This is a genomic window from Bradyrhizobium sp. CB3481 (genome assembly GCF_029714305.1).
In the GTDB taxonomy this organism is placed as follows: domain Bacteria; phylum Pseudomonadota; class Alphaproteobacteria; order Rhizobiales; family Xanthobacteraceae; genus Bradyrhizobium.
This window is the reverse complement of record NZ_CP121647.1, coordinates 3,239,093-3,264,257: the sequence shown is the minus strand read 5'-3', so window position 1 is coordinate 3,264,257 and position 25,165 is coordinate 3,239,093. Positions and strand designations below refer to the sequence as shown.

General features: G+C 63.9%; 21 protein-coding genes, 1 tRNA gene and 2 pseudogenes. 12 read left to right on the top strand and 12 right to left on the bottom strand.

Features of this window, described 5'->3' with window-relative positions; all coding sequences use genetic code 11:
- Positions 1–615 precede the first annotated feature (615 nt).
- Together QA643_RS15665 and QA643_RS15660 are read right to left on the bottom strand one after the other, a co-directional pair.
- Positions 616–933 (bottom strand): hypothetical protein, encoded by a 318-nt coding sequence (locus QA643_RS15665; protein ID WP_283034018.1) that lies wholly within the window; start codon positions 931–933, stop codon positions 616–618.
- Between the two features lie 85 nt (positions 934–1,018).
- Complete coding sequence (locus tag QA643_RS15660; RefSeq protein ID WP_283034017.1) at positions 1,019–1,474, bottom strand: Hsp20 family protein; 456 nt, start codon at positions 1,472–1,474, stop codon at positions 1,019–1,021.
- 296 nt (positions 1,475–1,770) lie between these two features.
- On the opposite strand from QA643_RS15660, the gene QA643_RS15655 reads away from it, so the two are divergent.
- From QA643_RS15655 to QA643_RS15635, 5 genes and pseudogenes are all read left to right on the top strand, one after another.
- Positions 1,771–2,235, top strand: coding sequence for a GNAT family N-acetyltransferase (locus QA643_RS15655; RefSeq protein ID WP_283034016.1), 465 nt, complete (start codon positions 1,771–1,773; stop codon positions 2,233–2,235).
- A 14-nt stretch (positions 2,236–2,249) separates the two neighbouring features.
- Positions 2,250–3,137: an alpha/beta hydrolase gene (locus tag QA643_RS15650; RefSeq protein WP_283034015.1), complete on the top strand. Its 888-nt coding sequence runs from the start codon at positions 2,250–2,252 to the stop codon at positions 3,135–3,137.
- Between the two features lie 195 nt (positions 3,138–3,332).
- Positions 3,333–3,839: a hypothetical protein gene (locus tag QA643_RS15645; protein WP_283034014.1), complete on the top strand. Its 507-nt coding sequence runs from the start codon at positions 3,333–3,335 to the stop codon at positions 3,837–3,839.
- A 409-nt stretch (positions 3,840–4,248) separates the two neighbouring features.
- Positions 4,249–5,133: a dienelactone hydrolase family protein gene (locus QA643_RS15640; RefSeq protein ID WP_283034013.1), complete on the top strand. Its 885-nt coding sequence runs from the start codon at positions 4,249–4,251 to the stop codon at positions 5,131–5,133.
- A 263-nt stretch (positions 5,134–5,396) separates the two neighbouring features.
- A pseudogene (locus QA643_RS15635) lies at positions 5,397–6,165 on the top strand (outer membrane beta-barrel protein).
- 211 nt (positions 6,166–6,376) lie between these two features.
- Here the strand turns inward: QA643_RS15635 and QA643_RS15630 are convergent.
- The 3 genes from QA643_RS15630 to QA643_RS15620 form a co-directional block, all read right to left on the bottom strand.
- Positions 6,377–8,155: a ShlB/FhaC/HecB family hemolysin secretion/activation protein gene (locus tag QA643_RS15630; RefSeq protein ID WP_283034012.1), complete on the bottom strand. Its 1,779-nt coding sequence runs from the start codon at positions 8,153–8,155 to the stop codon at positions 6,377–6,379.
- 311 nt (positions 8,156–8,466) lie between these two features.
- A complete protein-coding gene (locus tag QA643_RS15625) occupies positions 8,467–14,139 on the bottom strand; it encodes an MBG domain-containing protein (RefSeq protein WP_283034011.1) in 5,673 nt (1,890 codons plus the stop codon).
- Positions 14,140–14,359: 220 nt separating this feature from the next.
- The gene (locus tag QA643_RS15620) at positions 14,360–14,512 is read right to left on the bottom strand and encodes a hypothetical protein (protein ID WP_283034010.1); all 153 of its coding nucleotides are present in this window, start codon (positions 14,510–14,512) and stop codon (positions 14,360–14,362) included.
- Positions 14,513–15,289: 777 nt separating this feature from the next.
- Between QA643_RS15620 and QA643_RS15615 the strand changes: the two genes are divergently transcribed.
- Positions 15,290–15,517: a hypothetical protein gene (locus tag QA643_RS15615; RefSeq protein ID WP_283034009.1), complete on the top strand. Its 228-nt coding sequence runs from the start codon at positions 15,290–15,292 to the stop codon at positions 15,515–15,517.
- Positions 15,514–15,681 (top strand): hypothetical protein, encoded by a 168-nt coding sequence (locus tag QA643_RS15610; RefSeq protein ID WP_283034008.1) that lies wholly within the window; start codon positions 15,514–15,516, stop codon positions 15,679–15,681. Before QA643_RS15615 ends, QA643_RS15610 begins: the two co-directional genes overlap by 4 nt.
- A gap of 36 nt (positions 15,682–15,717) precedes the next feature.
- Here the strand turns inward: QA643_RS15610 and QA643_RS15605 are convergent, their stop codons facing one another.
- Positions 15,718–16,248 (bottom strand): gamma carbonic anhydrase family protein, encoded by a 531-nt coding sequence (locus QA643_RS15605; protein WP_283034007.1) that lies wholly within the window; start codon positions 16,246–16,248, stop codon positions 15,718–15,720.
- 65 nt (positions 16,249–16,313) lie between these two features.
- Positions 16,314–16,643, bottom strand: a complete 330-nt coding sequence (locus tag QA643_RS15600) for a hypothetical protein (RefSeq protein ID WP_283034006.1) — start codon at positions 16,641–16,643, stop codon at positions 16,314–16,316.
- A 220-nt stretch (positions 16,644–16,863) separates the two neighbouring features.
- Here QA643_RS15600 and QA643_RS15595 point away from each other — a divergent pair, with 220 nt between their 5' ends.
- The gene (locus tag QA643_RS15595; RefSeq protein WP_283034005.1) at positions 16,864–17,580 is read left to right on the top strand and encodes a hypothetical protein; all 717 of its coding nucleotides are present in this window, start codon (positions 16,864–16,866) and stop codon (positions 17,578–17,580) included.
- A 141-nt stretch (positions 17,581–17,721) separates the two neighbouring features.
- Here the strand turns inward: QA643_RS15595 and QA643_RS15590 are convergent, their stop codons facing one another.
- Complete coding sequence (locus QA643_RS15590; RefSeq protein WP_171709115.1) at positions 17,722–17,940, bottom strand: DUF3126 family protein; 219 nt, start codon at positions 17,938–17,940, stop codon at positions 17,722–17,724.
- A gap of 106 nt (positions 17,941–18,046) precedes the next feature.
- A complete protein-coding gene (gene cysE, locus QA643_RS15585) occupies positions 18,047–18,874 on the bottom strand; it encodes a serine O-acetyltransferase (RefSeq protein ID WP_283034004.1) in 828 nt (275 codons plus the stop codon).
- Between the two features lie 206 nt (positions 18,875–19,080).
- On the opposite strand from cysE, the pseudogene QA643_RS15580 reads away from it, so the two are divergent.
- Positions 19,081–20,412: pseudogene (locus QA643_RS15580) on the top strand (hypothetical protein); the annotation flags it as partial.
- A gap of 42 nt (positions 20,413–20,454) precedes the next feature.
- On the opposite strand, the gene QA643_RS15575 reads toward QA643_RS15580, so the two are convergent.
- Both QA643_RS15575 and QA643_RS15570 read right to left on the bottom strand, forming a co-directional pair.
- Positions 20,455–21,207 (bottom strand): alpha/beta fold hydrolase, encoded by a 753-nt coding sequence (locus QA643_RS15575; RefSeq protein WP_349253287.1) that lies wholly within the window; start codon positions 21,205–21,207, stop codon positions 20,455–20,457.
- A gap of 53 nt (positions 21,208–21,260) precedes the next feature.
- Positions 21,261–22,409, bottom strand: a complete 1,149-nt coding sequence (locus QA643_RS15570) for a hypothetical protein (protein WP_283034002.1) — start codon at positions 22,407–22,409, stop codon at positions 21,261–21,263.
- A gap of 260 nt (positions 22,410–22,669) precedes the next feature.
- Between QA643_RS15570 and QA643_RS15565 the strand changes: the two genes are divergently transcribed.
- Complete coding sequence (locus tag QA643_RS15565) at positions 22,670–22,915, top strand: zinc-finger domain-containing protein (protein ID WP_057852504.1); 246 nt, start codon at positions 22,670–22,672, stop codon at positions 22,913–22,915.
- A 7-nt stretch (positions 22,916–22,922) separates the two neighbouring features.
- Positions 22,923–24,125 carry an FAD-dependent monooxygenase gene (locus QA643_RS15560; protein ID WP_283034001.1) on the top strand — a complete coding sequence of 401 codons (1,203 nt, stop codon included), beginning with the start codon at positions 22,923–22,925 and terminating at the stop codon, positions 24,123–24,125.
- Between the two features lie 149 nt (positions 24,126–24,274).
- On the opposite strand, the gene QA643_RS15555 is transcribed toward QA643_RS15560, so the two are convergent.
- Positions 24,275–24,700 carry a twin-arginine translocation pathway signal gene (locus QA643_RS15555; protein WP_283034000.1) on the bottom strand — a complete coding sequence of 142 codons (426 nt, stop codon included), beginning with the start codon at positions 24,698–24,700 and terminating at the stop codon, positions 24,275–24,277.
- 174 nt (positions 24,701–24,874) lie between these two features.
- Between QA643_RS15555 and QA643_RS15550 the strand changes: the two genes are divergently transcribed.
- Positions 24,875–24,961 (top strand) — tRNA-Leu (locus QA643_RS15550).
- Positions 24,962–25,165: the final 204 nt, after the last annotated feature.

Sequence of the window (25,165 nt, the reverse complement as noted above, 5' to 3'; positions counted from 1 at the left end):
GGAGCATCGGGGATTTACCCCTTCTGCTCCGGTTTTCCGATGTGGGTTAGCGCTGCACCGTTTTGCCAGGCATGCCAGCTGTGATCCAACTGCTGCGGCAGATGTTCGTGATGCCGGGATCGCCGAAGCCGTCAAAGGGCGCGTAGCTCCAAGGTAGCTCCAGCCCGGGAGTCGGCACGACGGCACAAAGAACTGGAGTCCCTGGGTGGCGCCTTAGGCGACGCCACCCGATTCCTACGCCTTTGGGTGTAGATCGTTCCCAACGACCTGTGAGAAATCGGCAACCCGCAAGTGGGGTGAGGATCAAACCGGCTTTTCGTCTGGACGTTTGACCAGATCGAATGTGGGAACGTGGGTGCTTTCGGACCATGACTCCAACGTAGCCCCGCATACTTTACAGGATGCGTGACCGGTGTGCGGTACCAAGAACTTTTCCTCAGTGCGTTGGTACTCAGCGCCACAATCGCATCGGACAATTGTCATTCTCGAAATATGCGCCCCGGGCCGCCCATTTTCCAGTGAGCAAGGCTGCCACAAAACTGGCTCACTGCCCTCGGGGCGCGGAATTAGGACGGCCCGCTGTGGGTCGTCGGGTTTTCGCACTGATCTTGATGGCTACGCTGCTAGCGCCACGCGCGAGGTCGATTTCTGGCGCATCGGCTTGCCGCCGGGCGGTCCCGGCGGTTTGTGGTCGAGCATCGCGAGCGCTTCGAGAATCTCATCGATCGTCACGATGCGTCTCGTGCCCGCCAGCTCGCGCAGCGCGGGATTTGAAGTCACTGCCGCGGCATCCGATGCCCAGGACGCCAGGATCGCGCGCTTTTCGGCGAGCGAAAGCGTCGCGTCGGCGACCACGTCACGCGGGTGATCGAATACGGTCCCCGGATGCAGCACGGCATTCAGATCAAACACATTGTCTGCTCGCTCGATCATTGGTCTATCCTCCCCAAAAGGTGCGAAACGCCTCCCGCCCGCAATGTTCGGGCGGGGGCTTCCGATCCTTCGAAGCGCTGCGGGCTTAAGCCGCCTTCGCCTCGATCTGCTGCACGTTGTTCGGCGCAGCACCGTTGATAGCGATGCGGCGCGGCTTCATCGCCTCCGGCACTTCCCGGAACAGTTCGATCCGCAGCAGGCCGTGCTCGAACGACGCGCTCTTTACCTGCACATGGTCAGCAAGGCTGAACTGACGCTTGAAGGGCCGCGCGGAGATTCCCTGATAAAGATATTCGCGCTGTTCCTTCTCGGACTTGCGACCTTCGATCGTCACCGTGTTCTGCTCGGCGGTCACGGAGATCTCGTCGGCGGCGAAGCCGGCCACGGCAAGCGAGATTTGATAGCGATCCTCGCCCAGCCGTTCGATGTTGTAGGGAGGGTAGTTATCCTCGCCGGCGCGTTGCGCGGTCTCAACGAGGTCGAAAAGGCGGTCGAAGCCGATGGTCGAACGCCAGAGGGGTGAGAAGTCGTATGTGCGCATAGCCAAATCCTCCATGGAGCAAGTTGGTTACGAGCGGCACCGGACACGACCGGTGCCCGTCTCCAGACCGGGCCCATCAGGCGCCCGGACCGCCCAGCGGCGGCAGCAAAAAAAATTGGAAAACCCCGATTTGGTTTCAAGCGGGATGCTAAAAATTTTTGGCCAAGGTGGTCCCCCGGCCGCCGTAGCCAAAGGAAGGATCCCGGCCCGCCTCAAAGCCCGGGCCAGAGATTTACGCGGGCGCGCCCAACCGCGATAATGCGCCGGCCGAATTCTGGAAGGAAAGCCGTCGCCCGATGGATATGCTCGTCAAGCTTTATGCCCTGCCTTCCCCCCACGACGCGTTTGAGCGCCTCGGCAAGGCGGGCATCACGACACGGCGGGCGCTGGCGCCGGAAAAGCACAAGGTGGTCGCCTGGGTCCGGCAGAATTTTAGCGAGGCCTGGGCCAGCGAAGTCGAAGTGGCGTTTTCCCGGCAACCGGTCTCCTGCTTCATCGCGATCAGGCAAAAGACCATTTTGGGGTTCGCCTGCCATGACGCAACCTGCCCCAACTTCTTCGGGCCCACCGGCGTCGACCCGAACGAAAGGAAGCACGGGATCGGCAAGGCCCTGCTGTTCAACTGCCTCGAGGCCATGAAGCAGCAGGGATATGGCTACGCCATCATCGGCGGCGTCGGCCCTGCCGAATTCTATGCAAAGGCGGTCGGCGCGATACCGATCGAGGGCTCCGAGCCCGGCATCTATCGCGGGCTGTTGTAGCGCGGGAGGGCGACATGGCCGAGCGCGAAATCGACGCCATCCGCAAATTGCTGACCTCAAAACCACGGCCGGTCGGCTGGTCGGAACGACGTGAACGTCTCGACGAAGTCGGATCGACCTGGCCGGTGGCGTCGGACGTCCGATGCGAGGCGGTCGATTGCGACGGCGTCGCCGGCGAGTGGTCGATCGTTCCCGGCAGCGAGCCTTCGCGCGTGCTGCTGTATTTCCATGGCGGCGGGTACTGCTCCGGTTCGATTCTGAGCCACCGCCGTCTGGTGACGGAGGCCGGGCGCGCGGCGGGCACGCGCACGCTGGCGATCGAATATCGGCTCGCACCAGAACATCCCTACCCGGCCGCCCATGAAGACGCCCTCGCCGCATGGCGCTTTCTGCGCCGGCAGGGCATTGCCGCATCAAGCATTGCCGTCGGCGGCGACAGCGCCGGCGGCAACCTGACGCTCGGTCTGATCAATCGCCTGCGCGCAGCCAACGAAGAACTGCCGGCGTGCGCCTGGCTCCTCTCCCCCTGGACCGACCTCACGATGTCGGGCAGCACGCTGCAGACCAAGGACGCCGTCGATCCGCTGATCCACAAGGCCTATCTCGACGAACTCGCGGACGCCTATGTGCCGCCGTCGAACGATCGCCGGGACCCGCTGATCTCGCCCTTGGTCGCCGACTTAAGGGGTTTTCCACCGTGCCTTATTCAGGTCGGATCGGCCGAGACATTGCTCGCCGACGCCACGCGGCTTGCCGAGGCCGCGGGAGCGGCCGACGTCGATGTGACGCTGCAAATCTGGCCTCACATGATCCATGCGTGGCCGGTCTGGAATGCCCATCTCGAGGACGGTCGTCGCGCGCTGGCATTCGCCGGTCAGTTCATCCGGGGGCGGATGCGCTAGCGGGGGCATCCCCGGCCGGAGCCATTCCCGCCCGCCCCCGGGGCGAACGAGATTTTGCCTGCAATCCCAAGTCCGCAATCCCAAGGCCCCCGCAATCCCAAGTCTGTCCGGCTCTATCAGATAAATCCCGGGTTTTGGCCGAGTCCGGCCTGTGCTAGTTTGGAACTTTGGAATCACGTCCGGATTTGGAGTCGCATGATCGAACTCGGCCCCCGGAGTGCTAGCCCCATCGCGCGTTTCGGCGGCCAGCCGATTGCGATCGCCGCTGTGGCTCTTATTGCTGTTGTACTTGGCGTTAGTTCTATCGCCCTCTGGCGGGCCTATACCGGCAGCGCGCCCGAGACCGATCGCGCGGTTGCGGCCCGGCAATTGCAGGCACGCGCCACGCAGGCATCCGAGCAGCTGGTCGAGAAGACCAAGGGATTGGAAGCGACACAGCAGGAATCGATCGACCAGTTGCAGATGGTGCAGGACCAGCTGTTGACGGTGCGCCGCCTGCTTGCCGCGCAGCAGGCCGATACCAAGAAGCTTTCCGAGCAACTGGGAACGCTGACGGAAGCGGTCGATGGGCTGCGGCAATCCTTTGCCAGTGCGCAGGCATCCGAACCCGACGCCGCTTCCTCCCCGCGCAAGCGTGCGGCCAAGGCAAAGCCGCGCGCCAGCAGGTCGGCCAACCGCGGCCGTGCCAGGACGCGCGGATAGCTGCCCCCCGCGGCGCCTGACGACCTATCCCCACTCCGCGGAGCCGATATCCTGCGTCGGCCGCGCCAGTATGGTCCCCTCAAAGGTCCGGCCATCCCGCCGCGCCCTGGCCGGCGGGATACTTTCCACCGTTAAGATATCGTTGACGGAACTTTTTTGCACCTTTGTGAACTGGTTCACACATCCCCGCAGGATTCCCGGTCATGCTGAAACTCACCGGATGGCGTGAGCCGATTTCAATGTCCGGGGCTGGCAAGGTCGTTGACGGTATACTGCGTCGACGGCCTTGTTTTTTGTCCGGTTTTCGGACGCTTGCACTCCCCAAACCGACGGCTGTCTCGCAAGCAGGTGATTTGTGTTCGCGCCCGTTTGCAAGCTGAATGCGCCTCCCAAAAAGGAGGACTTGCCAATGAGCGCCGAACCCCAGCTAGCCTCGGATGTCATCGGACTGACCAAGGTCGCGCCATTCTCGCGCCGCGGCTTCATGACCGCATCCGCCGCGGTGACCGCAGGCTACACGCTGGCGGCTGGGCCGGTGCGCGCCGACGCGATCAAGACGGATACCGGCGGCCTCACCGACGGCGAGGCCAAGATCAAGGTCCCGGATGGCGAGATGCCCGGCTATTTCGCGCGGCCGGCCGGCGTCGGCAACCCGCCGGTGGTGCTGGTGGCGATGGAGGTTTTCGGTCTGCACGAATACATCAAGGACGTGACGCGGCGCCTCGCCAAACTGGGCGCGCTCGCGGTAGCGCCCGACTACTATTTCCGCAAGGGCGACCTAACGAAGGTCAGCGAAATACCGCAGCTCATGCCGCTCGTAAACTCAAAACCGGACGCCGAGCTGTTGTCCGACCTCGACAGCACCGTGGCCTGGGCCAAGTCGCAAGGTGGCGATACCTCGCGGCTCGCCATCATCGGGTTCTGCCGCGGCGGGCGGACGGTCTGGGAATATGCCGCCCATAGCGGAGCGCTCAAGGCCGGCGCCGCGTTCTATGGCTCGCTGGTCGATCCGCCCAACCCGGCCTGGCCGAAGAGCCCGACCCAGCTCGTAGCCGAGATGAAGGCGCCCGTCCTCGGCCTCTACGGCGGGGCCGACACCGGGATTCCGGTGGCCCAGGTGGAAGCCTTCAAGGCGGCGCTGGCGGCAGACAAGAAGACCGCCGAGTTCAAGATCTACCCTGGCGCCCCACACGGCTTCCACGCCGACTATCGCCCGAGTTATCGCAAGGACGCAGCGGAAGATGCCTGGTCGCAGATGCAGGCCTGGTTCAAGAAGTACGGCGTGTTGAGCTGAGGCCGTGAACTCATAAAATCGCTCGCGACAGCGACTTTGGCCAATGTCCGATTGGGTCTGCCTTCCGGACTCAACTCGGACATTTGCCAGGTCAGAGAAGGGCTAATAGCAGGCGTTTCGTCGGATGGAAGTTCGCTGCGGGCGCTTGAGGCATTCTCACAACACATCACAGAAAGCTGCAACCTGGAAGTGAGGTAGTCTGGCGCACTTGACGGGTCCATGCCAGAACGCATTACCATTTTCGATTGCACTGGGGACTTGGAATGCGTCGTCTTGCAGTGGCGGGTTTTGTGCTTGCGTCGATGGCTGGCTTTTCGGGCACAGCTTCCGCTGCCGATCTTCCCGCCAAGGTCTACACCAAGGCGCCTCCGGTGATCGCACCGATCTACAATTGGGGCGGCTTCTACGTCGGCGTCAACGGCGGGGGCGCCCTGAGCCGCGAATGCTACACGCTCACCAGCGTTGCCGGCCTTCCGATTGCCAATACCCCGAGCGAAGGCTGTCACGATGCAACCGGCGGCCTCGCCGGAGGCCAGATCGGCTATCGCTGGCAGGCCGCCAATTGGGTGTTCGGCGTCGAGGCCCAGGGCGATTGGGCCAATTTGAAGGGAGCGAATTCGAGCCTGACCGCGCTCATTCCGTACGTGAACCAGACCAAGGTCGACGCCCTCGGTCTGTTCACCGGTCTTCAACAGCGTTCTGCTGTACGTCAAGGGCGGCGCTGCGGTCACCAATAACAAATATAGCAGCTTCTTTCCGGTAGGAAACGGCTTCGCCGCCGCCGGCGTCCCGTTCAATCAGGCAAGCGACACCCGCTGGGGCGGCACCGTCGGGGCCGGAATTGAAATCGGTTTTGCGCCGCGCTGGTCGGTTGCCGTCGAATACGACCACCTGTTCATGGGCAACTCCAACGTGACGTTCCCGCAGTCGGCGATTGCGGTCACGCGGAGCGACAACATCCGGCAGAACATCGACATAGGAACGATCCGCATCAACTACACGTTCGGCGGCCCCGTGGTCGCGAAGTACTGATCTATTTTCATCGATCGATCCGCTAAGAATCAGAAGCCTCGGCCTTTGCCGGGGCTTTTTTGTTTTCATTTCAATGCGACCGGGCTTGGCTCGATGTCCGCTTTGTCAGACTCGGTCATTCGGTGATGTTAGCTCTACGTCCGGTTCGCCCGAAAGCTGACGCGACTTGGCGTTTTATGAGTGTACGCTCGAGCTGAAATCGGTGATGTCCTCAATAGCTCATCGAGGCCTGCACCGATACACGCCAGGAACCGGCCCGGCTATATTGCCCATCACTCATCGCCCGCGCCGCCAGCAGTTTGGAATTGAAGTTCGCGCCCGCCGCAAAATCCAGTCCGGCCCCGAGCGACGACAAGGTGGTGTCGCGTTTGGACAACAGGTCTCGCCCCCACCCGACGTCAGCCAGGAGGAACGGCGCCAGCGTGCCGGGCATCCAGGACGGCATGCTGGGCATGGAGAAATAGAGGGAGTTGCGCAGGATCAGTGCCTGGTCGACCACGCCGTCTTCGCTCACATAGCCGCGCACGGTGCTGATGCCGCCGAGCGAGACACGCTCGGTGTCCGGAAGCGGCTTGGATGATGCGAGCACGGTGACTTCCGACTTCAGCGATAAGCCCTTCGGCAGCGGTGTCACGCGGCCATATTCGAGGGTGACGAGATTGGTCTGCACATCGGTGACGCGTCCATTGGTGAAGGCGCTCCAGGCCCCCGAATTGTTACCGGAGAGAATGCCGCCGGGATTGGACTTGAGACGAACGTCGAGCGTGTTGCTGCCCAGATTGTCCGACCAGCGCCCGTTCCACCCCACCACCAATTGTGCGACGTCGGCTCTGCCTTCGGCGACCGGCGTGCCGTCGAAGATGGTCGTGCGCAGCTGGTGCTTGAGCTCGACGCCGCCGAGCAGATCGCCGGTCGCCGGCGGTGCGAAGTTGGAGAGCGCGGTGCGAACGATGACTGAGGCCTGGCTCGTCTGCGTCTTGATCCGGAAAAGATCGTTCGGCCTCTCATTGGTCAGCACGTGATCGCCGACGACTTCGAGGCTGGTGCGCAGTCCAAGCGGCGTGAGCAGCCTTCCCGCCTGACTGACATATTTGGCATCGTCGGGCCGGTTGAACAGGCCATCATCGACCCAGAAATTGCCGCTGCCGGTGAGCTGATAGGATGCGAAGATATCGGCTGACGGCGCCCCGTTGGCGCCGACATAATAGCGGTTACGGTCGGTCGCGCGTGTGCCGCTGTTGGCGTAGCCGGCATAAACCTGCCACGGCTTGCGGTCCGTCACCTGGATGTTGACGTCGGTCATGCCGAGATCCTTGCCCGGGCCGAACACCGCTTCGACCTGGCGAAACGGATTGCGGTTGGCCCAGTCGAGATCGGTCTCGAGCTTGCGTGCATCGATCTCCTGGCCGGGAACGAGGCGGATGCGGTTTTGCGGATAGTTTTCGGGCGCGGCGCCCGTCACTTTGATGCCGGCGACCTTGAACGCGATCACGCGTAACTGAAGCAGACCGGTCGATACTTCCTGCGGCGGCAGCGTGATCGATACGAACGGCCGCCCGGCTTCGCGGTAGACAGCGGCCACCTTTGCCTGCACTTCGGCAATCAGCTTGCGGCTGAGCGGGCGATCCAGGAACGGCGTGAGCTGCTCGCGCAGGCCGGCGGTATCGATGCCGCTGACCTGACTGACATCGATACCCTTCGCAGCAGCAGCCGGTTTTGCGTTGGCGTCTGCACCGACCAGGATGATGCCTTGAAGATTCACGCCGAGCGGCGTCGCGTCATCGCTCTTCAGAAGATCATCGGTGCCGAGCTTGATCGCGCTCGCGCGGCGCGGCGACTCCGGCGGAAGATTGCGCTCCACCACCTGCGCCTGCGCAACACCGTCAGGCGCGGCAGCAACGGCGCAGGCCATCATCAGCGCGCAACCGACGCCGATGCCGCGCGCATGACGCGCCGCGCGCGCTTCGAGTTGTTGGGGAAGTCGCGGCATCATGACGACCACAGCCCGCATGGGCCTTGTGGTGCCGACGAGTGAGTTCGCATGAGTCTGCACGTTCCGACGTTCTGTCGCACACACGGCGAACAATGAATGAGTCAATCAATATGGTTGATCGCTTAATAACGGTTTAAGTTGAGTTCCATATGTGGCAGAACTACAACGTGTAAATTGCAGCGCTGTCGAAAGCACCAACTATTGCGTGTGAAGATGCGCGTGGGGCCTTTATCGGAAGCGCAAACGCCACTTCCGAAAAGACGAATTTTCGATCTCCTCGCGCGATGCGTGCGGCCTCGCCGCCCGAATCAATTGTCGGCAAACGCAGGCAACCGATCGCGACTGACTGTCGTATCGACGAATCTGGCGCGCGTGCCGATCCGCCGATTATGGGGATGAGGCAATTCAAGACACTGCCTGGAATTGCAGGTGATTGCGGAAGGAGACGGCTCGAGGCTTTCAGGAATCCGCATCTGCTCGAGCGGCTGTGGCGCAGGCAGAGACACCCGCGACCTCACATAGGAGGTGAGCTCTGCGGTCGGCACACGCGGCGCGGCTGCCGGCGTAACCGTGAGGTTCGCCCCGACGAAGGAGAAGGCATAATTCGATGACGCCGCGAGCGTACCTTGCGTGATGCCGTAGATACCGGCCGCGCTGGATGTGGTCGCCGATGTCGCGAGCAGGCCCGATAGCGTATCGCCGTTAGCAAGGCCCGCGCCGCCGACCCGCCAGGTCAGAGCAGGATTGGCATCGCCATAGGCGCGGCTCTTGGCGTCAGCCGTCACCGTGATCGCACGCGGCGACACCGTGAGGCTGCCGCCCGTGAACGAGGATACCGTGTAGTTGCTAGATGCTGCGAGCGTGCCTTGCGTGATGCCGTAGGTACCCACATTGCTGGCTGTCGTCGCCGAGGTCGCCAGCGCGCCAGACAAGGTATCGCCATTGACGAGGCCTGCGCCGCCGACCTGCCAGGTCAGCGCCGGATTGGCGTCGCCATAGGTGCGGCTCTTGGCTTCGGCCGTCACCGTGATCGCACGCGGCGTCACCGTGAGGTTCGCGCTCGTATAGTTCAGCGCATAGTTGGCCGAGGCCGCGAGCGTGCCCTGCCCGATCCCGTAGGCACCGACATTGCTGGTTGACGTCGCCGATGTCGCCAGCCCGCCCGACAATGTGTCGCCATTGACCAAGCCTGCACCGCCGACCTGCCAGGTCAGCGCCGGATTGGTGTCGCCATAGGTGCGGCTCTTGGCTTCGGCCGTGACGGTGATCGCGCGCGGCGTCACTATCAGGTTGGCGCCCGTGTAGCTCAGCGCGTAATTGCTGCTTGCCGCCAGCGTGCCTTGCGTGATCCCGTAGGTGCCGACATTGCTCGCTGCCGTCGCCGATGTCGCGAGTGCGCCGGACAGCGTGTCGCCATTGACGAGGCCTGCACCACCGACCTGATAGGTCAGCGCGGGATTGGTATCGCCATAGGCGCGGCTCTTGGCCTCGGCCGTCACCGTGATCGCGCGCGGCGTCACTGTCAGGTTGGCGCCCGTGTAGCTCAGCGCGTAATTGCCGCTTGCCGCCAGCGTGCCTTGCGTGATCCCGTAGGTGCCGACATTGCTCGCTGCCGTCGCCGATGTCGCGAGCGCGCCTGACAGCGTATCGCCATTGGCGAGGCCTGCGCCACCGACTTGATAAGTCAGCGTTGGATTGACATCGCCATAGGCACGGCTCTTGGCTTCGGCCGTGACGGTGATCGCACGCGGTGTCACCGTCAGGTTGGCGCTGGTGTAGCTCAGCGCGTAGTTGCTGCTCGCCGCCAGCGTGCCTTGGGTGATACCGTAGGTGCCGATGTTGCTCGTCGTCGTGGCCGACGTCGCCAGCGCGCCCGACAGCGTATCGCCGTTAACAAGGCCCGCGCCGCCGACCTGCCAGGTCAATGGCGGATTGACATCGCCATAGGCACGGCTCTTGGCTTCGGCCGTGACGGTGATCGCACGCGGTGTCACCGTCAGGTTGGCGCTGGTGTAGCTCAGCGCGTAGTTGCTGCTCGCCGCCAGCGTGCCTTGGGTGATGCCGTAAGTGCCGATGTTGCTCGTCGTCGTGGCCGACGTCGCCAGCGCGCCCGACAGCGTATCGCCGTTGACGAGGCCCGCGCCGCCGACCTGCCAGGTCAGCGCCGGATTGGCGTCGCCATAGGCACGGTTCTTGGCCTCCGCCGCCACCGTGATGGCGCGCGGTGTGACTGTCAGCGTGGCCGGCGCCTGGATCAGGCGATAGGCCTGCCCGGTGGTGCTGATGACGCTTCCGCCCGCAGTGATCGCATAGCTGCCGACATTGGACGTCGTCGTCGCTGCCGTCGACAGCGAAAGACCGGAGAGGATGGCTGACGTGTCGCCTGCGTGCAAGCCATAGGATGTGTAGGTGAGAGCCGGGTTGGCATCGCCATAGGCCCGCGAGGCATTGGCGGGATCGACGCGCAGGACATGGTTGACGCCGTAGAGCTGCGGATAATAGCCGGCGCTCGGCGCCGACCAGACGTTGGTGAAGTCCCAACCAGCATACGTCGTTGCATAGTTGGCAGAATCCTGCATCTGGCTGGTCGTCAGGCCGATCCCGCCGTTGACGGCTCCGTTTCCGATGGCGGCGTTCCGGCCTGTCGTCACCGTGTCAAAATAGGATTGGCTGATCGTGCCGCCGTTATTGCCGACCAGCCCGCCGGGGGTCGTGCCGCTTACCGCCCCAGCCGCGTAGGCCTGGGCAATCGTGCCGCTATTGTTGCCGACAAGGCCTCCGGCGTACCTGCCGCTGACCGCGCCGACGGCGTAGACCTGCGAGATCGCGCCATCATTGTAGCCGACCAGCCCGCCGACATAAAAGTTGGGGCTGCCCACCGTCGCGGTGGCGTAGGATTGCGTGACGTTGCTGCCCGTGCCGACGTTGTACCCGACCAGCCCGCCAATATAACTGCCGGTGCCGTTCACCACGCCACTCGCATAGGAACGCGTGATGGTGCCGGCGTTGGTGCCGGCCAGCGCTCCGACATGGTTCGAGCCGGTCACAGAGGCGCCCTGCAGACCGACGTCCTGCACCGTTACGCCCGCACCGACATAGCCAAACAGTCCGACGTCGTCGGTGGTCGGCCGATTGATGGTCAGGTTAGCAACGGTATACCCCCGGCCGTTGAACCCTCCGGTGAAATTCGCGGCGGTGCTGCCGATCGGAACGAAGCCCGCCGACGACCACATGCCGGGATATTTGCCGTTGACCGGTGCGAGGCTGGAGCCCAGGTCGATATTGGCCGCCAGCGTGTAGCTCGCGCCGAGATTCATCGCCATCAACTGGAGCTGATGCGCGTTAGTGATGGTGGTTTGGTGTTCCCAACGGCCGAACGGCCGGGTCTGGCCATCGATCATGAACCAGCCGGCCGCGCCCGTTCCGGGAAAGCTGAAGCTACCATAGGCGCTCTGCTTGAAGGCGTAATTGGCTGCGGCTGATTGTGCGGGGTCGCTGGTCACGGCCGTTACGCTGCCCGAACCGGTGCCGATGGCGAGCGTCTGTCCGCTGGTGTAGCTGTCCCAGTAGGACGCCGTGATTGTGCCGCCGTTGAAGCCGACGAAGCCGCCGATAGAGCTTGGACCGGTGCCTGTACCGGTCACAGCGCCCGTCGCATAGACCTGCGATAGCAAGCCGGCGGTATTGCCGGCACCGACATTGTTCAGCCCGATAGCGCCGCCGACGTAGAGCGGTCCGCTCACGGCGCTGTTCGAATAGGCATTCGACACGGTCTGAAAGTTGTAGCCGACGAGCCCGCCGGCGCCGGCTTCGGTGGCGGTGACCGATCCGCTCGAGTAGACATTCGCGACCGCCCCCCAGTTCGTGCCGACGATCGCGCCGACAGCAGTCCTGCCACTGACGGTCGCACCGATGACGCCAACGTTGCTCACCGTGCCGCTGGTGCTGAGATAGCCGATCAGCCCGACGTTTTGGCTTGACGGCCGATTAATGAAGAGGCCGGAGATCGTGTGGCCCTCGCCATTCAAGCTTCCGTTGAAGCTCGCCCCGGCGCCGATCGAATCGAAGCCTGAGCCGCTGTTCCAGCCGGACGTGATGCTCGCGTCGATGTCGCGGCCGAGGGCATAGGTGCCGGTGAGGCTGTTCTTCATATTCTGCAGGTCGAATACATTGTTGATCAGCATGTACGTCTTGAGCGTGGCGCCGCCGGTGACATTGCCACTGAAATTCGTCTGCGTCGGCGCCGTGTATTTCGTCGTGTTGACGGTCGAACTGCTGCCGGTCGGATTGTAGTAGATCGAGACCGCTCCCGCGGTCGACACCTGCCCGCCGCCGAACGTCACGGTGCCGGCGCCCGTGCCGGCATTGTCGGCGCGCAGCACGACACCGCCGCCGCCGGTGCTCGCGATGTTGGCGTTGACCGCGATGTTGCGATAGGCGCTCAGCGTCAGCGTCGCGCTGGTCGACCAGTTGATCCCGCTCGCCACCGTTATGTCGCCACTGCCGCCGCTGCCGGCCGCGTTGGTCTCCTGGGTGACGTTGCTGCCCCCATCGAGCGCGGTGGCGATGGTGCCGGCCAGCGTCGCATCGATCGTGAGATCGACCGGATCGAGCAGCCAGGTGCCGCCGACGCCGGCATTGACGCTGCCGCCGGCGAAATCGAACGTATGCCCGGAAGTCTCGATGAAGCCGCCGCGCAGTCCCCTTGCGCTGATCGTGCCGCCGAACGACGTCGTGCCATCCGACCACACCACGACATTGCCGCCGGCGCCCGACGTGCCGTCCGCCGTAATCGTCGCGCCCACCTCGATCGTCGTGGTCTGTGCATTGGCGACGGCCTGCGGCAGAAATTTTCGCGTAGCGTCCACTCCGCCGGCACGGTCGCCGCCGATCAGCACGGTGCCGCCGGACTTTCCGCTGGCGTCGATCCGCGCGGCCGAGGTCAGGGTGACGTCATTGCCGGTCACCACCACGGTCCCGCCTGCGCCGCCGTCGCCCTTCGCTGCGACCGTGGCGCCGACCGCGACCCTGTCGCCGCTGATAACGACATCGCCGCCGATAGACGAGCGCCGCGACGCCGTATCGGCCTGCAGACGCCGAGCGACGACCTTCTGCGTCACATTGACCGAACCGCCCTCGGAAGTGAGGAAAATGCGCCCGCCCTTGTTGGCAATACCGGTCGCCGAGATCGCGCGACCGGCATTGCCGGCCAGCGCGTAGATGTTGCCGCCATTGGCACGCAATTCCACTTCGGTGGCGCGGATCGCGCCGCTGTTGCGGATCTCGCCGTCCGGCGCGGAACGCCGAACCAGGACTTTGCCGTTGCCGAGCGAGCCGTCGCTCAGCAGCACCTCGCTGCCGGACGCCATCGCGGCCGTGCCGTTGCGTGCGCTCAGCGAGCCCTCGTTGCGAACTTGACGCGCGACCAGAACGACGTCGCCCTTCGACGAGCCGATCTTGCCGAGATTCACCACCGAAGCTTTGCTGCTACCGCTGAAGGTCAGCGCCCCACCGGCGCGGAAATCCGCATCCTTCACATCCAGCGTCGAAGCGACGAAGCTGCCGCCGGTTTTCACCACGCCGGTCGGCCCGACCACGACCCCCGACGGATTGACGAGATAGACCGAGCCAGTTGCCGACACGACGCCGTTGATCGACGAGGGCACGTTGCCGGTCACGCGGTTGAGCGTCGCCCCGCTGCCGTTGTTGAACTGAACCTGGTAGCCATGCCCGACCGAAAAATTCGACCAGTTGACGATGCCGGTGCGGCTTGACTGGATGACCGTCAGATTGCTCGGCGACGTCGAGCCGATCGCAACGCTCCCGCTGACCACCGTGCCGCCGCTCGGCAGCGATTGCGCCATCACCGGCTGCCCGCAGCCAAGGCCCCACAACAACGCGATCGCGCTGACGGAAGCTCGAAAATCCCTGGTGCACAATTTGATGGCTGACGAGAGACAGGACGTGGATGAGACAATCATCGAACCACCATCCGCTTAAGGCGGCACCGCAAGGCTTTCCTCTCCACAAATTCTTTGTCAGGCATGCGCGGGTTCCACGCGCGGAACCGCAACGTCGCAGGCGACTATCTAAGGATGCATCAAAAAATATGTGCAATTTTTCGGAAAATGCGATCTGACGCCCGGTGTCGACGATCACCGATCGTGGCGTGGTACATGCGCGCCACACCGTCGAAGCCGGCTACGCGGCGCGATCGCTCTTGCGATGCGGCTTGGATATTTGATGCAGCTTCGCCATCCTCTGTTCGATCTCCCAGAACATCCAGATGAACGCCGCACCTAAGCCAATCACAATGCAGATAAGTACAAACGTCAAAGCCGGGACTGTGAGCATGTTCGACATCCCCCGATGCGATGGGGGCACACCCGCGGATGGGTTCGACAAACGACTACAGTTTCTGGAAGATACCGAACGGCTCGCCCGCGATTTGCCCTCGAAGTGCTCGACGCTTTCGGCGTCGGATCCTCGTGGATCCCAAGGCAAATCTAGAACGGATTCTCGGAGATGGCTGGTGCTATTTGGCACGCCGCCCTGCGACCGGACGTCGCTCGGGCGCGGTTGTTAGCAGCCGCGGCAAATACTCTTGATCTTGCGGTCTACCGTCTTGTTTTCTTCGTTGATCGCAGCGTCAGCACCCGTTCTGTCCGATCTTGCAGAGCCCGTCGTCACTCCCCCGCCTGACGACTGGGCAGTGCCGGCAGAGTTGGTGCCAGGCGGAGGCGGCGAGGCCAGCCTGGACGGGTTCGCTGCTCCGCCTCGATCTCCGCCCGCATTGTTGTTCAACGCGCCGGGACTTGTAGGAGCCGCTGGCGCGCCAGTAACGCCTTGTGCGCCCGCGCCGGCCGAGCCCGCGCTCGGTGAACCGGCGGCGCTACCGCTACTGCTGCCGGCCGATGATCCGCCCGCGCTCTGTGCAAACGACGACACCGGGGATGTCAGGATTGTGATAGCCGCAACTGCGGCGACTATAGACGCCAGCTTCATCGGAAATCTCCTTTACGGAGTAACTTTACGGGGCAACGACTGCACCCGTGGCCTTGTTCCGGCCGGAACGATTCCCGCGCCGGATCATTCATTCACATCCGCTCGATGGTCCGGAGTGGTCTCGCCTTGCGCAAATTGATCGCTTTCGACGACGACACCCTCGACAAGCTCACGCAGCTTGGCCGCGACCGGATGGCGACATTTCAGGAATTGGCCGACGAGGCCTTTGCCGACCTGCTCAAGAAGCACGGCATTCCGATCGACCTCAAGGATGCGCTGCGAAAGAGCGCCCGGCTTTCGAAGGACGAGACGCCGAAGAAGACACGCGCGCGAAGCGGAAGGACGTCGTCATGAATTCAGACCCGGACCCATTCGAGCAGGGCGAGCGCGCCGCGCGCCAGAACATTCCGGCGGAGGCCAATCCATATCGGGACGGCAGCGAGGAGCACGCCCTCTGGGCCGCCGGTCATGAAAAGGTTGCCGGCGCCCGCGAGGCAAACGAGGGCGAAGATACCTGAGCACGCTCGAGGAATGTCAGATGTGCACTGGCGTCCTCAGCCGATCTTCTTCAATCCGTTTTTGAATCGCGGCCCATTGCGCTGGTAGGATTTTGCGGCACGTCCCATCGCGGTCGCCTGCTCGGGTGTCAGCGTGCGGATCGCGCGCGCGGGCGAGCCGATGATCAGCGAATATTCGGGGTATTCCTTGCCTTCGGTAATGACCGATCCCGCGCCGACAACGCTGCCGCGGCGGATCCGCGCGCCGTTCATCACGATCGATCCCATGCCAACCAGCGCATCGTCTTCCAGCGTGCAGCCGTGCAGGATGACGTTGTGGCCGACGGTGCAGTTCTTGCCGATGGTCAGCGGGAAGCCGGGATCGGTGTGACAGGTGCAATTGTCCTGCACGTTGGAGCCTTCGCCGATCTCGATCCATTCATTGTCGCCGCGCAGCACCGCGCCGAACCACACGCTGGCCTGGTCCAGCAGGCGCACCTTGCCGATCACGGTCGCGGTATCTGCGATGAAATAGTTGCCGTCCGCAGGAAGCTCGGGCCCCTGCCCGTCGAGTTCATAAATCGCCATGACAAAAAGGTCTCCGTTGACGGAGACCTTGGCACAGCCGCTGGCAGGGGATCAAGCGAGCAGGCTCAGACCAAAAGGCCCGCGGCGCGCAGCGTCATGATGAAGAACGTGCCGGACATCATGCTCCAGAACCCCGCGAGCACCGTCGCCATCATCACGAATTCGAAACGGCGACGCTCGATCTTTGCGCCGCGTAGGGTGTTGCGCATGATGATGAATGGTGCGGCAAAGACCAGAAACGGCACCGCCGCAAACGTCTTCGGCGCCACGCCTTCGCCAAGCAGGCCGAATCCCGCCGGCCGCGCCGCCATCGCCTGGTAGCCGCTGGCGAGCGCGCCTGCGAACGCAAAGCCGATGCAAAGGGCGAACAGGGAATTCAACGCATCGGGCGACATGACAAACTTCCCGCAACTCAACAAACCGCGCCCTGCTTTCGCAAAATTGCCCGGCCGCCGCCACAGCATCCTTAAGGAAAGGTTAACAGGTGAGCGCGGAAGCCCGGTTTACGCATGGCTGCCGTGGCCGGAAACCCTGCGAAATCATGCGGAAATCGCCGGCCTCATGGCATATTCGCCAAGTGATTCGCGTGTTCCACCATCGATCGACGCTTCGTTCATGACCCTGCTTTCGACGGCCCAGCACCTCGCCCGCGACACCCGCAGGGACCCGCGCTCGCACATGATCCTGATCATGGTTGCGGTGACCATCGCCGCGGGCGCCATTGCGCTGGTCGCCTATTTGTTGTGGCCGACCTGGGTTGCGCGTCCGGCCGGCGGTCCGGACCGGCTGCCGGTCAGCGTCGGCGCTACGCTCTTCAACGTGCCGACGTCTGCGATCCGTCGCAAGATCCAGCGCCATTCAGGTCCGCAGGAACGCGTCGACCTCGGCTTTGTTTTCCCGTCGCTTGAAGCGCCGGATGCGCCAAAGCACGTCAGCGCCGACACGATCGAGGACAAGGTACAGCCGATCGACCGAATCTTCGTCTCGATATCGGCTCACCACGATGCGCTGCTGGCGCCGGATATGCGGGTCCGCACGATCTATCCGCGTTACCTCGATCAGGCAGCGACGCCGATCAATGACGGATTGACGATGCGCGCCTTTCGCGACGGCTCGCCTTATGCCAACGAGGATCTGTTTTCCGCCGCCGCGCCCGGGTTCAACGCACGCTGCACCCGCGACGGCCTGACGCCCGGCATGTGCCTGAGCGAGCGCCGCGTCGACGGCGCCGACCTGACGTTCCGCTTTCCCCGGAGCTGGCTGTCGCAATGGCGCGACGTCGCAAATGCGATGGACCGCCTGACGGCGCAGATGCGCGGGCCAAGGGGATAGTGGACGCCTAGCATCGGATGTAGGGTGGGCAGAGCGGAGCGTGCTCACCAATCACGCAGCCATGCGATAGAAAAATGGTGGGCACGGCGCTCGCGCCTTTGCCCACCCTACGACGCTTGCGCTAGGCGCGAATGTGCAGCCTCAGCCGATGTCGGCCAGATCCTCCTCGAGGATCGCCATCTGAAACTGGAACGAGCGATCGTCGTCCTCGTCATCGACGAACAGCACGCCGACGAACTCCTCGCCGATATAGACTTCCGCGGAGTCGTCCTTTTTCGGCCGCGGCACGACACGGATCTTGGGATTGCCGAATACGCGCTTGAGATATGCGTCGAGCTTCCTGACTTCCTGAACGTCCACGGCGGTCTCCATCGGATTCACTGAATTTCCGGGAGGTTTTTAGGACGAGACGACACAGACTACCAGCCGTAAGTTCACAAATACGGCTGGGAGAAAGCGTGGAAAATCAAAGCCCGATGGCGCCGAGCATCTGATCCATCGTGCGCGACGGCTCCGCACAGCCGGCTTCGCCCACGATCTTGGCGGGAACGCCGGCCACCGTGACGTTATGCGGCACCGGCTTGACCACCACCGAACCCGCGGCAATGCGCGCGCAGTGGCCGATCTCGATATTGCCGAGAATCTTCGCGCCCGCCCCGATCAGCACGCCGCGCCTGATCTTCGGATGACGGTCTTCGTTCTCCTTGCCGGTACCGCCGAGCGTGACGCCGTGCAGAATCGAAACGTCGTCGTCGATGACAGCGGTCTCACCGCAGACGAAACCGGTCGCGTGATCTAGGAAAATACCGCGCCCGATCCTGGCGGCGGGATTGATGTCGGTCTGAAACACCGCCGACGAACGGCTCTGCAGGTAATAGGCAAAATCCTTGCGGCCCTTTTGATAGAGCCAGTACGCCAGACGATGGGTCTGCAGCGCGTGAAATCCCTTGAAGTAGAGCAAGGGATCGATGAAGCGCGAGGTTGCGGGATCGCGGTCGTAGACCGCGACCAGATCGGCGCGGAACGCGTTGCCGAGATCGGGCTCGTCGCGCAGCGCCTCGTCATAGGTCTGGCGGATCAGATCGCCCGACAGCGCCGAATGATCGAGCCGCTCAGCGAGACGATGCACCACCGAATCTTCGAGGCGGTCGTGGTGCAGCACGGTCGAATAGATGAAGGAAGCAAGCTCGGGCTCGCGGCGGACGATGTCCTCCGCCTCGCCACGGATCCGGTCCCAGATCGGATCGAGCGCGGCGAGCTTCGATGCTTGCGGATTGACCTGATGCACTGCCATGATGGCTCTCGCAAATTCGTTCGGTTGACCGATATGATAGCACGGCGGCCGGGCTTCTGTCCCGGGCGGGCCTCGGCAAAGTAAACCGCTGCCGAACGCCATTCGGGCTAGTTCAAGGTGGTCAATCAATTCCGGAAATCAAGCCGGATCATGTCCGACTATTGGTCAATTTCGGCCGGCCAGCCATTCCCGGATGCTGGGACCTGATGGGGGAAAGTCAGATCAGCACGCAGATATTGCAGGCGCGGACCGCCGCGGCTTCGCGGTCGGCCTGGATCGCGACCATCGCCATTCCATTGATGTTGCTGGCCCCCGCGCTATGGAATGGCTACCCCCTGCTCCAGTGGGATACCGGCGGCTATTTGGCCCGCTGGTATGAGGGCTATCTGGTGCCGAGCCGCTCGACGACGTTCGGGCTCTATCTTCATTTCGGCGAGGATTCGAGCTTCTGGATCAATCTCGGCATCCAGGCGCTGGCGACGCTGTGGATCCTGCAGCTCCTGCTGCGCGTGCTCGGCATGCTACAGCCGTTGCGGCTGCTCGCCATGAGCCTCGCACTGGCGTTGACCACCTCGCTGCCCTGGCTGGTCAGCACGCTCTTCACCGACATTTTTGCCGGCCTTGCCGTACTGGCGCTCTATATCTTGATCGCGCAGGACAAGCGGACCTCAATCCCGGAAAAATGCCTGTTGTTCGGCTTCACTGCCTTTGCCGCCGCATCGCATAGCGCGACGCTCGGGGTTCTGCTCGGGCTGTGCTGCGTCGGCTGGATCATGCGCCCTTTTCTGCGCGGGCGAATTTCCGTTTCCGGCTTGACGCAGGGCTGCCTCACCATCGTTGCCGGCGCCGTGCTGTTGCTGTCGACCAATTTTGCGTTGTCCGGAAAACTGGCGTGGACGCCCGGCGGTTACGGCGTCGCGTTCGGCCGGATGCTGCAGGATGGCATCGTCGCGCAATATTTGCGCGATCATTGTCAGGCGCAGCGATTCAAACTCTGCCCCTATCGCGACCAGCTTCCCGCCACCGCCGATCAGTTCCTGTGGGGCAACAGCATGTTCAACACGCTCGGCCGCTTTCAGGGCATGAGCGACGAGATGAGCCAGATCGTCCTGCATTCGCTGGCCGAATATCCGGCCTGGCAGGCCAAGGCGGCGCTGACGGGCACCGCGCAACAATTGATGCAGGTCGGCACCGGCGAAGGCGTCGGCGTCTGGCTCGGCCATACCTACGGCATCATCGAACGTTTTCTGCCTGCGCAAGTGAAGCCGATGCGCGCGGCACAACAGCAGCGCTGGCGGTTCGACTTCACCGCGATCAACGGGGTCCACATTCCCGTCGCACTGGCATCACTGCTCCTGGCCGCTGTTCTGTTCGGCCATGGCACGCTGCGCCGGCCGCTCGACGATCTCACGCTGCTCGCCGGCACGATCACATCAGCCGTGCTCGGCAATGCGTTCATCTGTGCCGTGATATCCGGCCCGCACGATCGCTATGGCGCGCGGATGGCGTGGCTGACGACCACGGTAGTGCTGATCGCGGCCGTCAGGCTCGTCACCGGCGAAGCCGCGTCGCGCGACCGTTCATTGCCGGCGCGACAGGAAGTCGGTGACGCCGGCCTTGTAGACCTTGTCCCCGACCGCGCGCATGTGGTCGCGGTTCGGAATGTCGAGCACCTCGGCGCCCGGAATGATTTCCCCGAGCGCCGCGGCTGAGCCCGCGATCTCATCCTTGGTGCCGACTGCGATCAGCACCGGTACGTCGATCGCGGCGGCCTCTTCCGCCGTCATCAGCCGCCGTGAGCCGCGCAGGCAGGCGGCCAGCGCGCGGCGGTCGGAGCGGGTCTGGTCGGCAAAGGCGCGAAAAGTCCGCCCCACCGGATCGGTGACGTCCTCAAGCGACGGCGCCTCCAGCGCCAGTGCCACGCTCTCGCCGGGCCCGCCGCCTTCGATCAGCCCGATCCCGATGCCGCCGAAAATCGCCGAGCGCAGCCGCTGTGGCTGTTCGCGCGCCAGTATCGCCGTCATCCGCGAGCCCAGCGAATAGCCCATGATATCGGCGCGCTCGATGCCGAGATGATCGAGCAGCGCGATGACATCGCCTGCCATGATCGCGATTTCATAGTCGGCGATGTCGTACAGCTTTTCCGAGTCGCCGTGGCCGCGATTGTCGAGCGCGATGACGCGGCGGCCGTCCTTTCTCAGATCGGAAACCCAGGTCGGATAGACCCAGTTCACGTTCTTGCTGGAGGCAAAGCCGTGCACCAGGACGATCGGATCGCCCTCCCCCTCATCGAGATAGGCAATTTCGACAGCGCCGTTGTGAAAGCTCGGCATCATCAGTTCCATTTTTGGGGGATCGAAAGAAGCGGGCTTGCGATGCTGCAAGTTTAGCCCTGCAGGGCAGCGCCTACCAGAGCCGGGTCCGACGGCAAGGGTGCCGCCGCTGCCTGCCTTCGTAACCGGCGCGCCTTGCTTCGACGCAGCCAGGCTTCGGTGGCCCGCTCGGTCGTCGCCTTGATCGATGACAGGAAACCAAACAACGCCAGCAGCGCACCGAAGATCCACATCGTCAGATTGAAGGCGCCGGCGGCGAGCAGTAGCGCGCCGCGGCCGAGCACCTTGAGAATCGCGCGGGTCTGGCCGCCCTTGGATTCGGCCAGCCGCGCGGCGCGGGCGACATCCTTCGGCCCTTGCGCGATGCGCAGCGTGTCGAGCGCGCCGCGCGTGCCGGCCTTCTCGCCGACGCGTCCGACGTCCTTTGCGAGCCGCACCAGCGCACCGGCCTTCTCGGCACGGAACGCCGCCTTGATCGCGCTGGCGGTCTCACCGGGCCGCAATACCGAGCCCTTTGCAACCGCCTGCTGCAACAAGGGCGCATCGACCACCTCGCGCGCGGAGCGGCCGGCCCACTGCGTCAACCCCTCGCCCAGCCGCCCGACCTTGCGGGCATCCTTGACCATCGAGAGGCCGGCGCGAACCGGACCAAAGCCGCCGACGGAAACGTAGGTCGCGGCGGTGACCGCAAGTCCCACTGTCGCAAGACCGAGCACCAGCCGATCCACCTCTTCACCGGTCGCCAGATGCTTGCCCTCGCGCACGACGTCCCTGATGTCGCCGAACACGAAGAGATCGCCGGCGACCGTGCCCGACAGGCTCGCGACGTCATCGGCATTGCCGGTTACGAGACCCGTGGCAAAGCGCTTGGCGAAATGCGATGCCGAGCCGGCATCAGTAACGGCGTCGCTGACGCGCTTCGACAATTCGTCGCTGACGGCAATGCCCTTGTCACGGGCGAGCTCGACGAAGCTGCTCGCGAGATCGGCATCGCCTTCCGCGAGCGCGGCCTCGATATGTTGGGCGACCAGTGCCTGATTGCTCCGCAGGGCGGAATTGATGTGGATATCGGACAGCACCGCGGGGTCGTCCTGCGCCGCCAGGATGGCGCCGGCCTCGCGGGCATGCGGCCACAGCGCCGCGCACACCGCCACGCTGAGTGCCACCCCTGCCAGAGCCGAACCGAGCCGCAATCGCCTCATCCAAAAAAGCCTAATGTTTTCGTCAATCTCAAGATGGTGTGCCGTTTTTAAGACACAACTGCCCCGACGAAAGAAGGGCTTTTCTCCGACGACAAGATTGTGTCGAATTTGCATGAGCAAAGTTGCGGTGGGGACCTCCAGGAATCGATCACCAACGGCTCTAGGAATCATCGGCACCCCCCACTATGGTGCGCGGCGTTTCGGGTTTGCCGCATCGCGTTGATTGCGTCCGCCTACCGTTGCTATCCAAGGTGAAACTGATGTCCGACCATGTCGTCCCGCATTTCCACAACGACGCCGGCGTCTCGGTAATCGAGATCGGCTCGCAGGAATTCATGTGCGTGGGCGCCAACCCGCCGTTCGACCATCCGCACGTGTTCCTGGACCTCGGCAACGACAACGAAATCATCTGCCCGTACTGCTCGACGCTGTACCGCTTTGCCGCCGACCTCGGCGCAGGCGAAGCCCGGCCTCCGGAATGCGTCCTGAAGGACAAGGTCGCCTGACCCTTCGGTGGCTGCCGCGCGCACCATCATCGTTGCTGGTGCCGGGATCGGGGGACTGACGGCAGCGCTTTCGCTCGCGGCGAAGGGCTTTCGCGTCATCATCCTGGAGAAAACCGAACGGCTGGAGGAAGCCGGCGCCGGTCTGCAACTTTCGCCCAATGCCAGCCGAATCCTTGTTGATCTCGGCCTGCGCGCGCGGCTCGCCCCGCGCGCCGTAACCCCCGAGGCCATCAACGTCATGAGCGCGCGGGCGGGCGGCGAGATCGTGCGCGTGCCGCTCGGCGAGGCCGCCGGCCAGCGCGCCGGTGCGCCCTATTGGGTGATGCACCGGGCCGACCTGCAGGCGGCGCTGGCCGCAGCGGTCGGCGACCATCCGGACATCGACCTGCGGCTCGGCTGCCAGTTCGAGGACGTGACCTCGCATGCCAAGGGGTTGACGGTCGTGCAGCGCCGCGGTGACACACGGCAGCAGGAGCTGGCGGCGGCACTGGTCGGCGCCGACGGCATCTGGTCAGCGGTGCGAAACCACCTGTTCCCAAACGTCCAGCCGCAATTTTCCGGCCTGATCGCCTGGCGCGGAACCCTCGATGCGACGACGCTGCCGCGCGAATATACCGCCCCGCGGGTCCAGCTCTGGATGGGCCCGGATGCGCATCTGGTCGCCTACCCGATCTCGGCGGCGCGGCAGATCAACGTGGTCGCGATCGTGCCGGGAACCTGGAACCGGCCGGGCTGGAGCGCCCCCGGCGAGGCCAACGAGCTCAAGGGTGCATTCGCCTCCCCGGGCTGGCCTGCGACGGCGCGCATGCTGCTCGGCGCCGTCGACGACTGGCGGCGGTGGGCCCTGTTCACCCTGCCCGACCTCGGCAAATGGACGGACGGCGCAGTCGCGCTGCTCGGCGACGCCGCGCATGCGATGCTGCCGTTCGCCGCCCAGGGCGCCGGCATGGCAATCGAGGACGCCGCCGTGCTTGCCAAATGCCTCAGCGAAGCCCCAGGCAGCACTGCCGCCGGCATCACGGCCGCACTGGAGCACTACGGCCGTTTGCGGCGCGGCCGCGTGCAGCGGGTGCAGCGCACGGCGTGGCAACAGGGACGCATCTACCATCTCACCGGCCCGCTGGCGCTGGCGCGTGACCTCGCCATCAAGGCGATGGGCCCTACGCGCATGCTGGCGCGACAGGATTGGATCTACAACTGGCGGGTGTGAGCGGAATTCCAGCTCCGACGGATGAGATCGGGTCCGGCCCGAGGCCCCGTTGACCGCCTAAAACAAAAAATATCGAAAACAACCCCATGCACAGTAGCCGTCAAGGGCTAATGTTGCAGGCGAAGGACCGGGCATCATCTCATCGAAGTCTAATTCGCCGCCCGCTTCGCCTTCGTACGGCCGGCCTTGCCCGACGGAGTTGCAGCGGTCGGCGGCGCCTCCGGCGCCGATTCCACGCACCTGTTCTTCTGCCAGGCTTCATCGGCCAGCTTCGACTGTCCGCGTAGCGCAATGTATTCATTGCGGTAGGCGAGCTCCGCGACCATCGGACCGGCGACGCCGGTTTCCGCCTTGGTCATCAGCCCCTGCAATTCCGCCGTACGTGCGGCAAGCTTCTTGCGCTCCGGCTCGAGCTGCTTGCAATCGTAGAGATCGTATTTGGCGGGATCGGCGAAGGCCGGGGCGATCGTGTCGCTCATCCCGGCGCAGCCGGACAGGCCAGCCCCCAGCGCAACCAGCGCCAGCGCGGCAAGGCAGCCTTTGAATGACCTGTCGTGGAGCAGCGATATCGGCATCGACCCTCGCCTAAGCGGATAGTATTGAGATTGCCTAAAACAGGGCCAAAGTGTCCGCATTGAGGCTTTGCTTTGGCAACCGCCCTCGCTTAAAGCAAAGCCTGCGCATGGCCGGAGAACATGCCGATTTTACTTCTCCAATAAAGGCGCTAAGTATCTGATCTCCTGAGTAAAGCGGACGTGGCGGAACTGGTAGACGCAAGGGACTTAAAATCCCTCGATGGCAACGTCGTGTGGGTTCGAGTCCCACCGCCCGCACCAGCCTTCGCTCGCGAAGGCTGCCGCGCCGAAAGCCCGCAGGGCGAAGGCGGACTGGTGAGGCAAGGGAGCGCCGCGCTCATCCGCGGCGAAATGGACCGCTATTCGAGGGTCACAGCGCGCATAGATGCGGCAGCCGATTCGGTGCGCCAAACCGGATGCCGCAATTCGCAGATGACGATCGGATGCGGACAGGACCAAAAGAGA

What these genes read in the sequence shown, in the direction of transcription:
- QA643_RS15665 (WP_283034018.1), bottom strand. Translation starts at nt 933, where the DNA reads ATGATCGAGCGAGCAGACAATGTGTTTGATCTGAATGCCGTGCTGCAT.
- QA643_RS15660 (WP_283034017.1), bottom strand. Translation starts at nt 1,474, where the DNA reads ATGCGCACATACGACTTCTCACCCCTCTGGCGTTCGACCATCGGCTTC.
- QA643_RS15655 (WP_283034016.1), top strand. Translation starts at nt 1,771, where the DNA reads ATGGATATGCTCGTCAAGCTTTATGCCCTGCCTTCCCCCCACGACGCG.
- QA643_RS15650 (WP_283034015.1), top strand. Translation starts at nt 2,250, where the DNA reads ATGGCCGAGCGCGAAATCGACGCCATCCGCAAATTGCTGACCTCAAAA.
- QA643_RS15645 (WP_283034014.1), top strand. Translation starts at nt 3,333, where the DNA reads ATGATCGAACTCGGCCCCCGGAGTGCTAGCCCCATCGCGCGTTTCGGC.
- QA643_RS15640 (WP_283034013.1), top strand. Translation starts at nt 4,249, where the DNA reads ATGAGCGCCGAACCCCAGCTAGCCTCGGATGTCATCGGACTGACCAAG.
- QA643_RS15630 (WP_283034012.1), bottom strand. Translation starts at nt 8,155, where the DNA reads ATGCCGCGACTTCCCCAACAACTCGAAGCGCGCGCGGCGCGTCATGCG.
- QA643_RS15625 (WP_283034011.1), bottom strand. Translation starts at nt 14,139, where the DNA reads ATGATTGTCTCATCCACGTCCTGTCTCTCGTCAGCCATCAAATTGTGC.
- QA643_RS15620 (WP_283034010.1), bottom strand. Translation starts at nt 14,512, where the DNA reads ATGCTCACAGTCCCGGCTTTGACGTTTGTACTTATCTGCATTGTGATT.
- QA643_RS15610 (WP_283034008.1), top strand. Translation starts at nt 15,514, where the DNA reads ATGAATTCAGACCCGGACCCATTCGAGCAGGGCGAGCGCGCCGCGCGC.
- QA643_RS15605 (WP_283034007.1), bottom strand. Translation starts at nt 16,248, where the DNA reads ATGGCGATTTATGAACTCGACGGGCAGGGGCCCGAGCTTCCTGCGGAC.
- QA643_RS15600 (WP_283034006.1), bottom strand. Translation starts at nt 16,643, where the DNA reads ATGTCGCCCGATGCGTTGAATTCCCTGTTCGCCCTTTGCATCGGCTTT.
- QA643_RS15595 (WP_283034005.1), top strand. Translation starts at nt 16,864, where the DNA reads ATGACCCTGCTTTCGACGGCCCAGCACCTCGCCCGCGACACCCGCAGG.
- cysE (WP_283034004.1), bottom strand. Translation starts at nt 18,874, where the DNA reads ATGGCAGTGCATCAGGTCAATCCGCAAGCATCGAAGCTCGCCGCGCTC.
- QA643_RS15575 (WP_349253287.1), bottom strand. Translation starts at nt 21,207, where the DNA reads ATGCCGAGCTTTCACAACGGCGCTGTCGAAATTGCCTATCTCGATGAG.
- QA643_RS15570 (WP_283034002.1), bottom strand. Translation starts at nt 22,409, where the DNA reads ATGAGGCGATTGCGGCTCGGTTCGGCTCTGGCAGGGGTGGCACTCAGC.
- QA643_RS15565 (WP_057852504.1), top strand. Translation starts at nt 22,670, where the DNA reads ATGTCCGACCATGTCGTCCCGCATTTCCACAACGACGCCGGCGTCTCG.
- QA643_RS15555 (WP_283034000.1), bottom strand. Translation starts at nt 24,700, where the DNA reads ATGCCGATATCGCTGCTCCACGACAGGTCATTCAAAGGCTGCCTTGCC.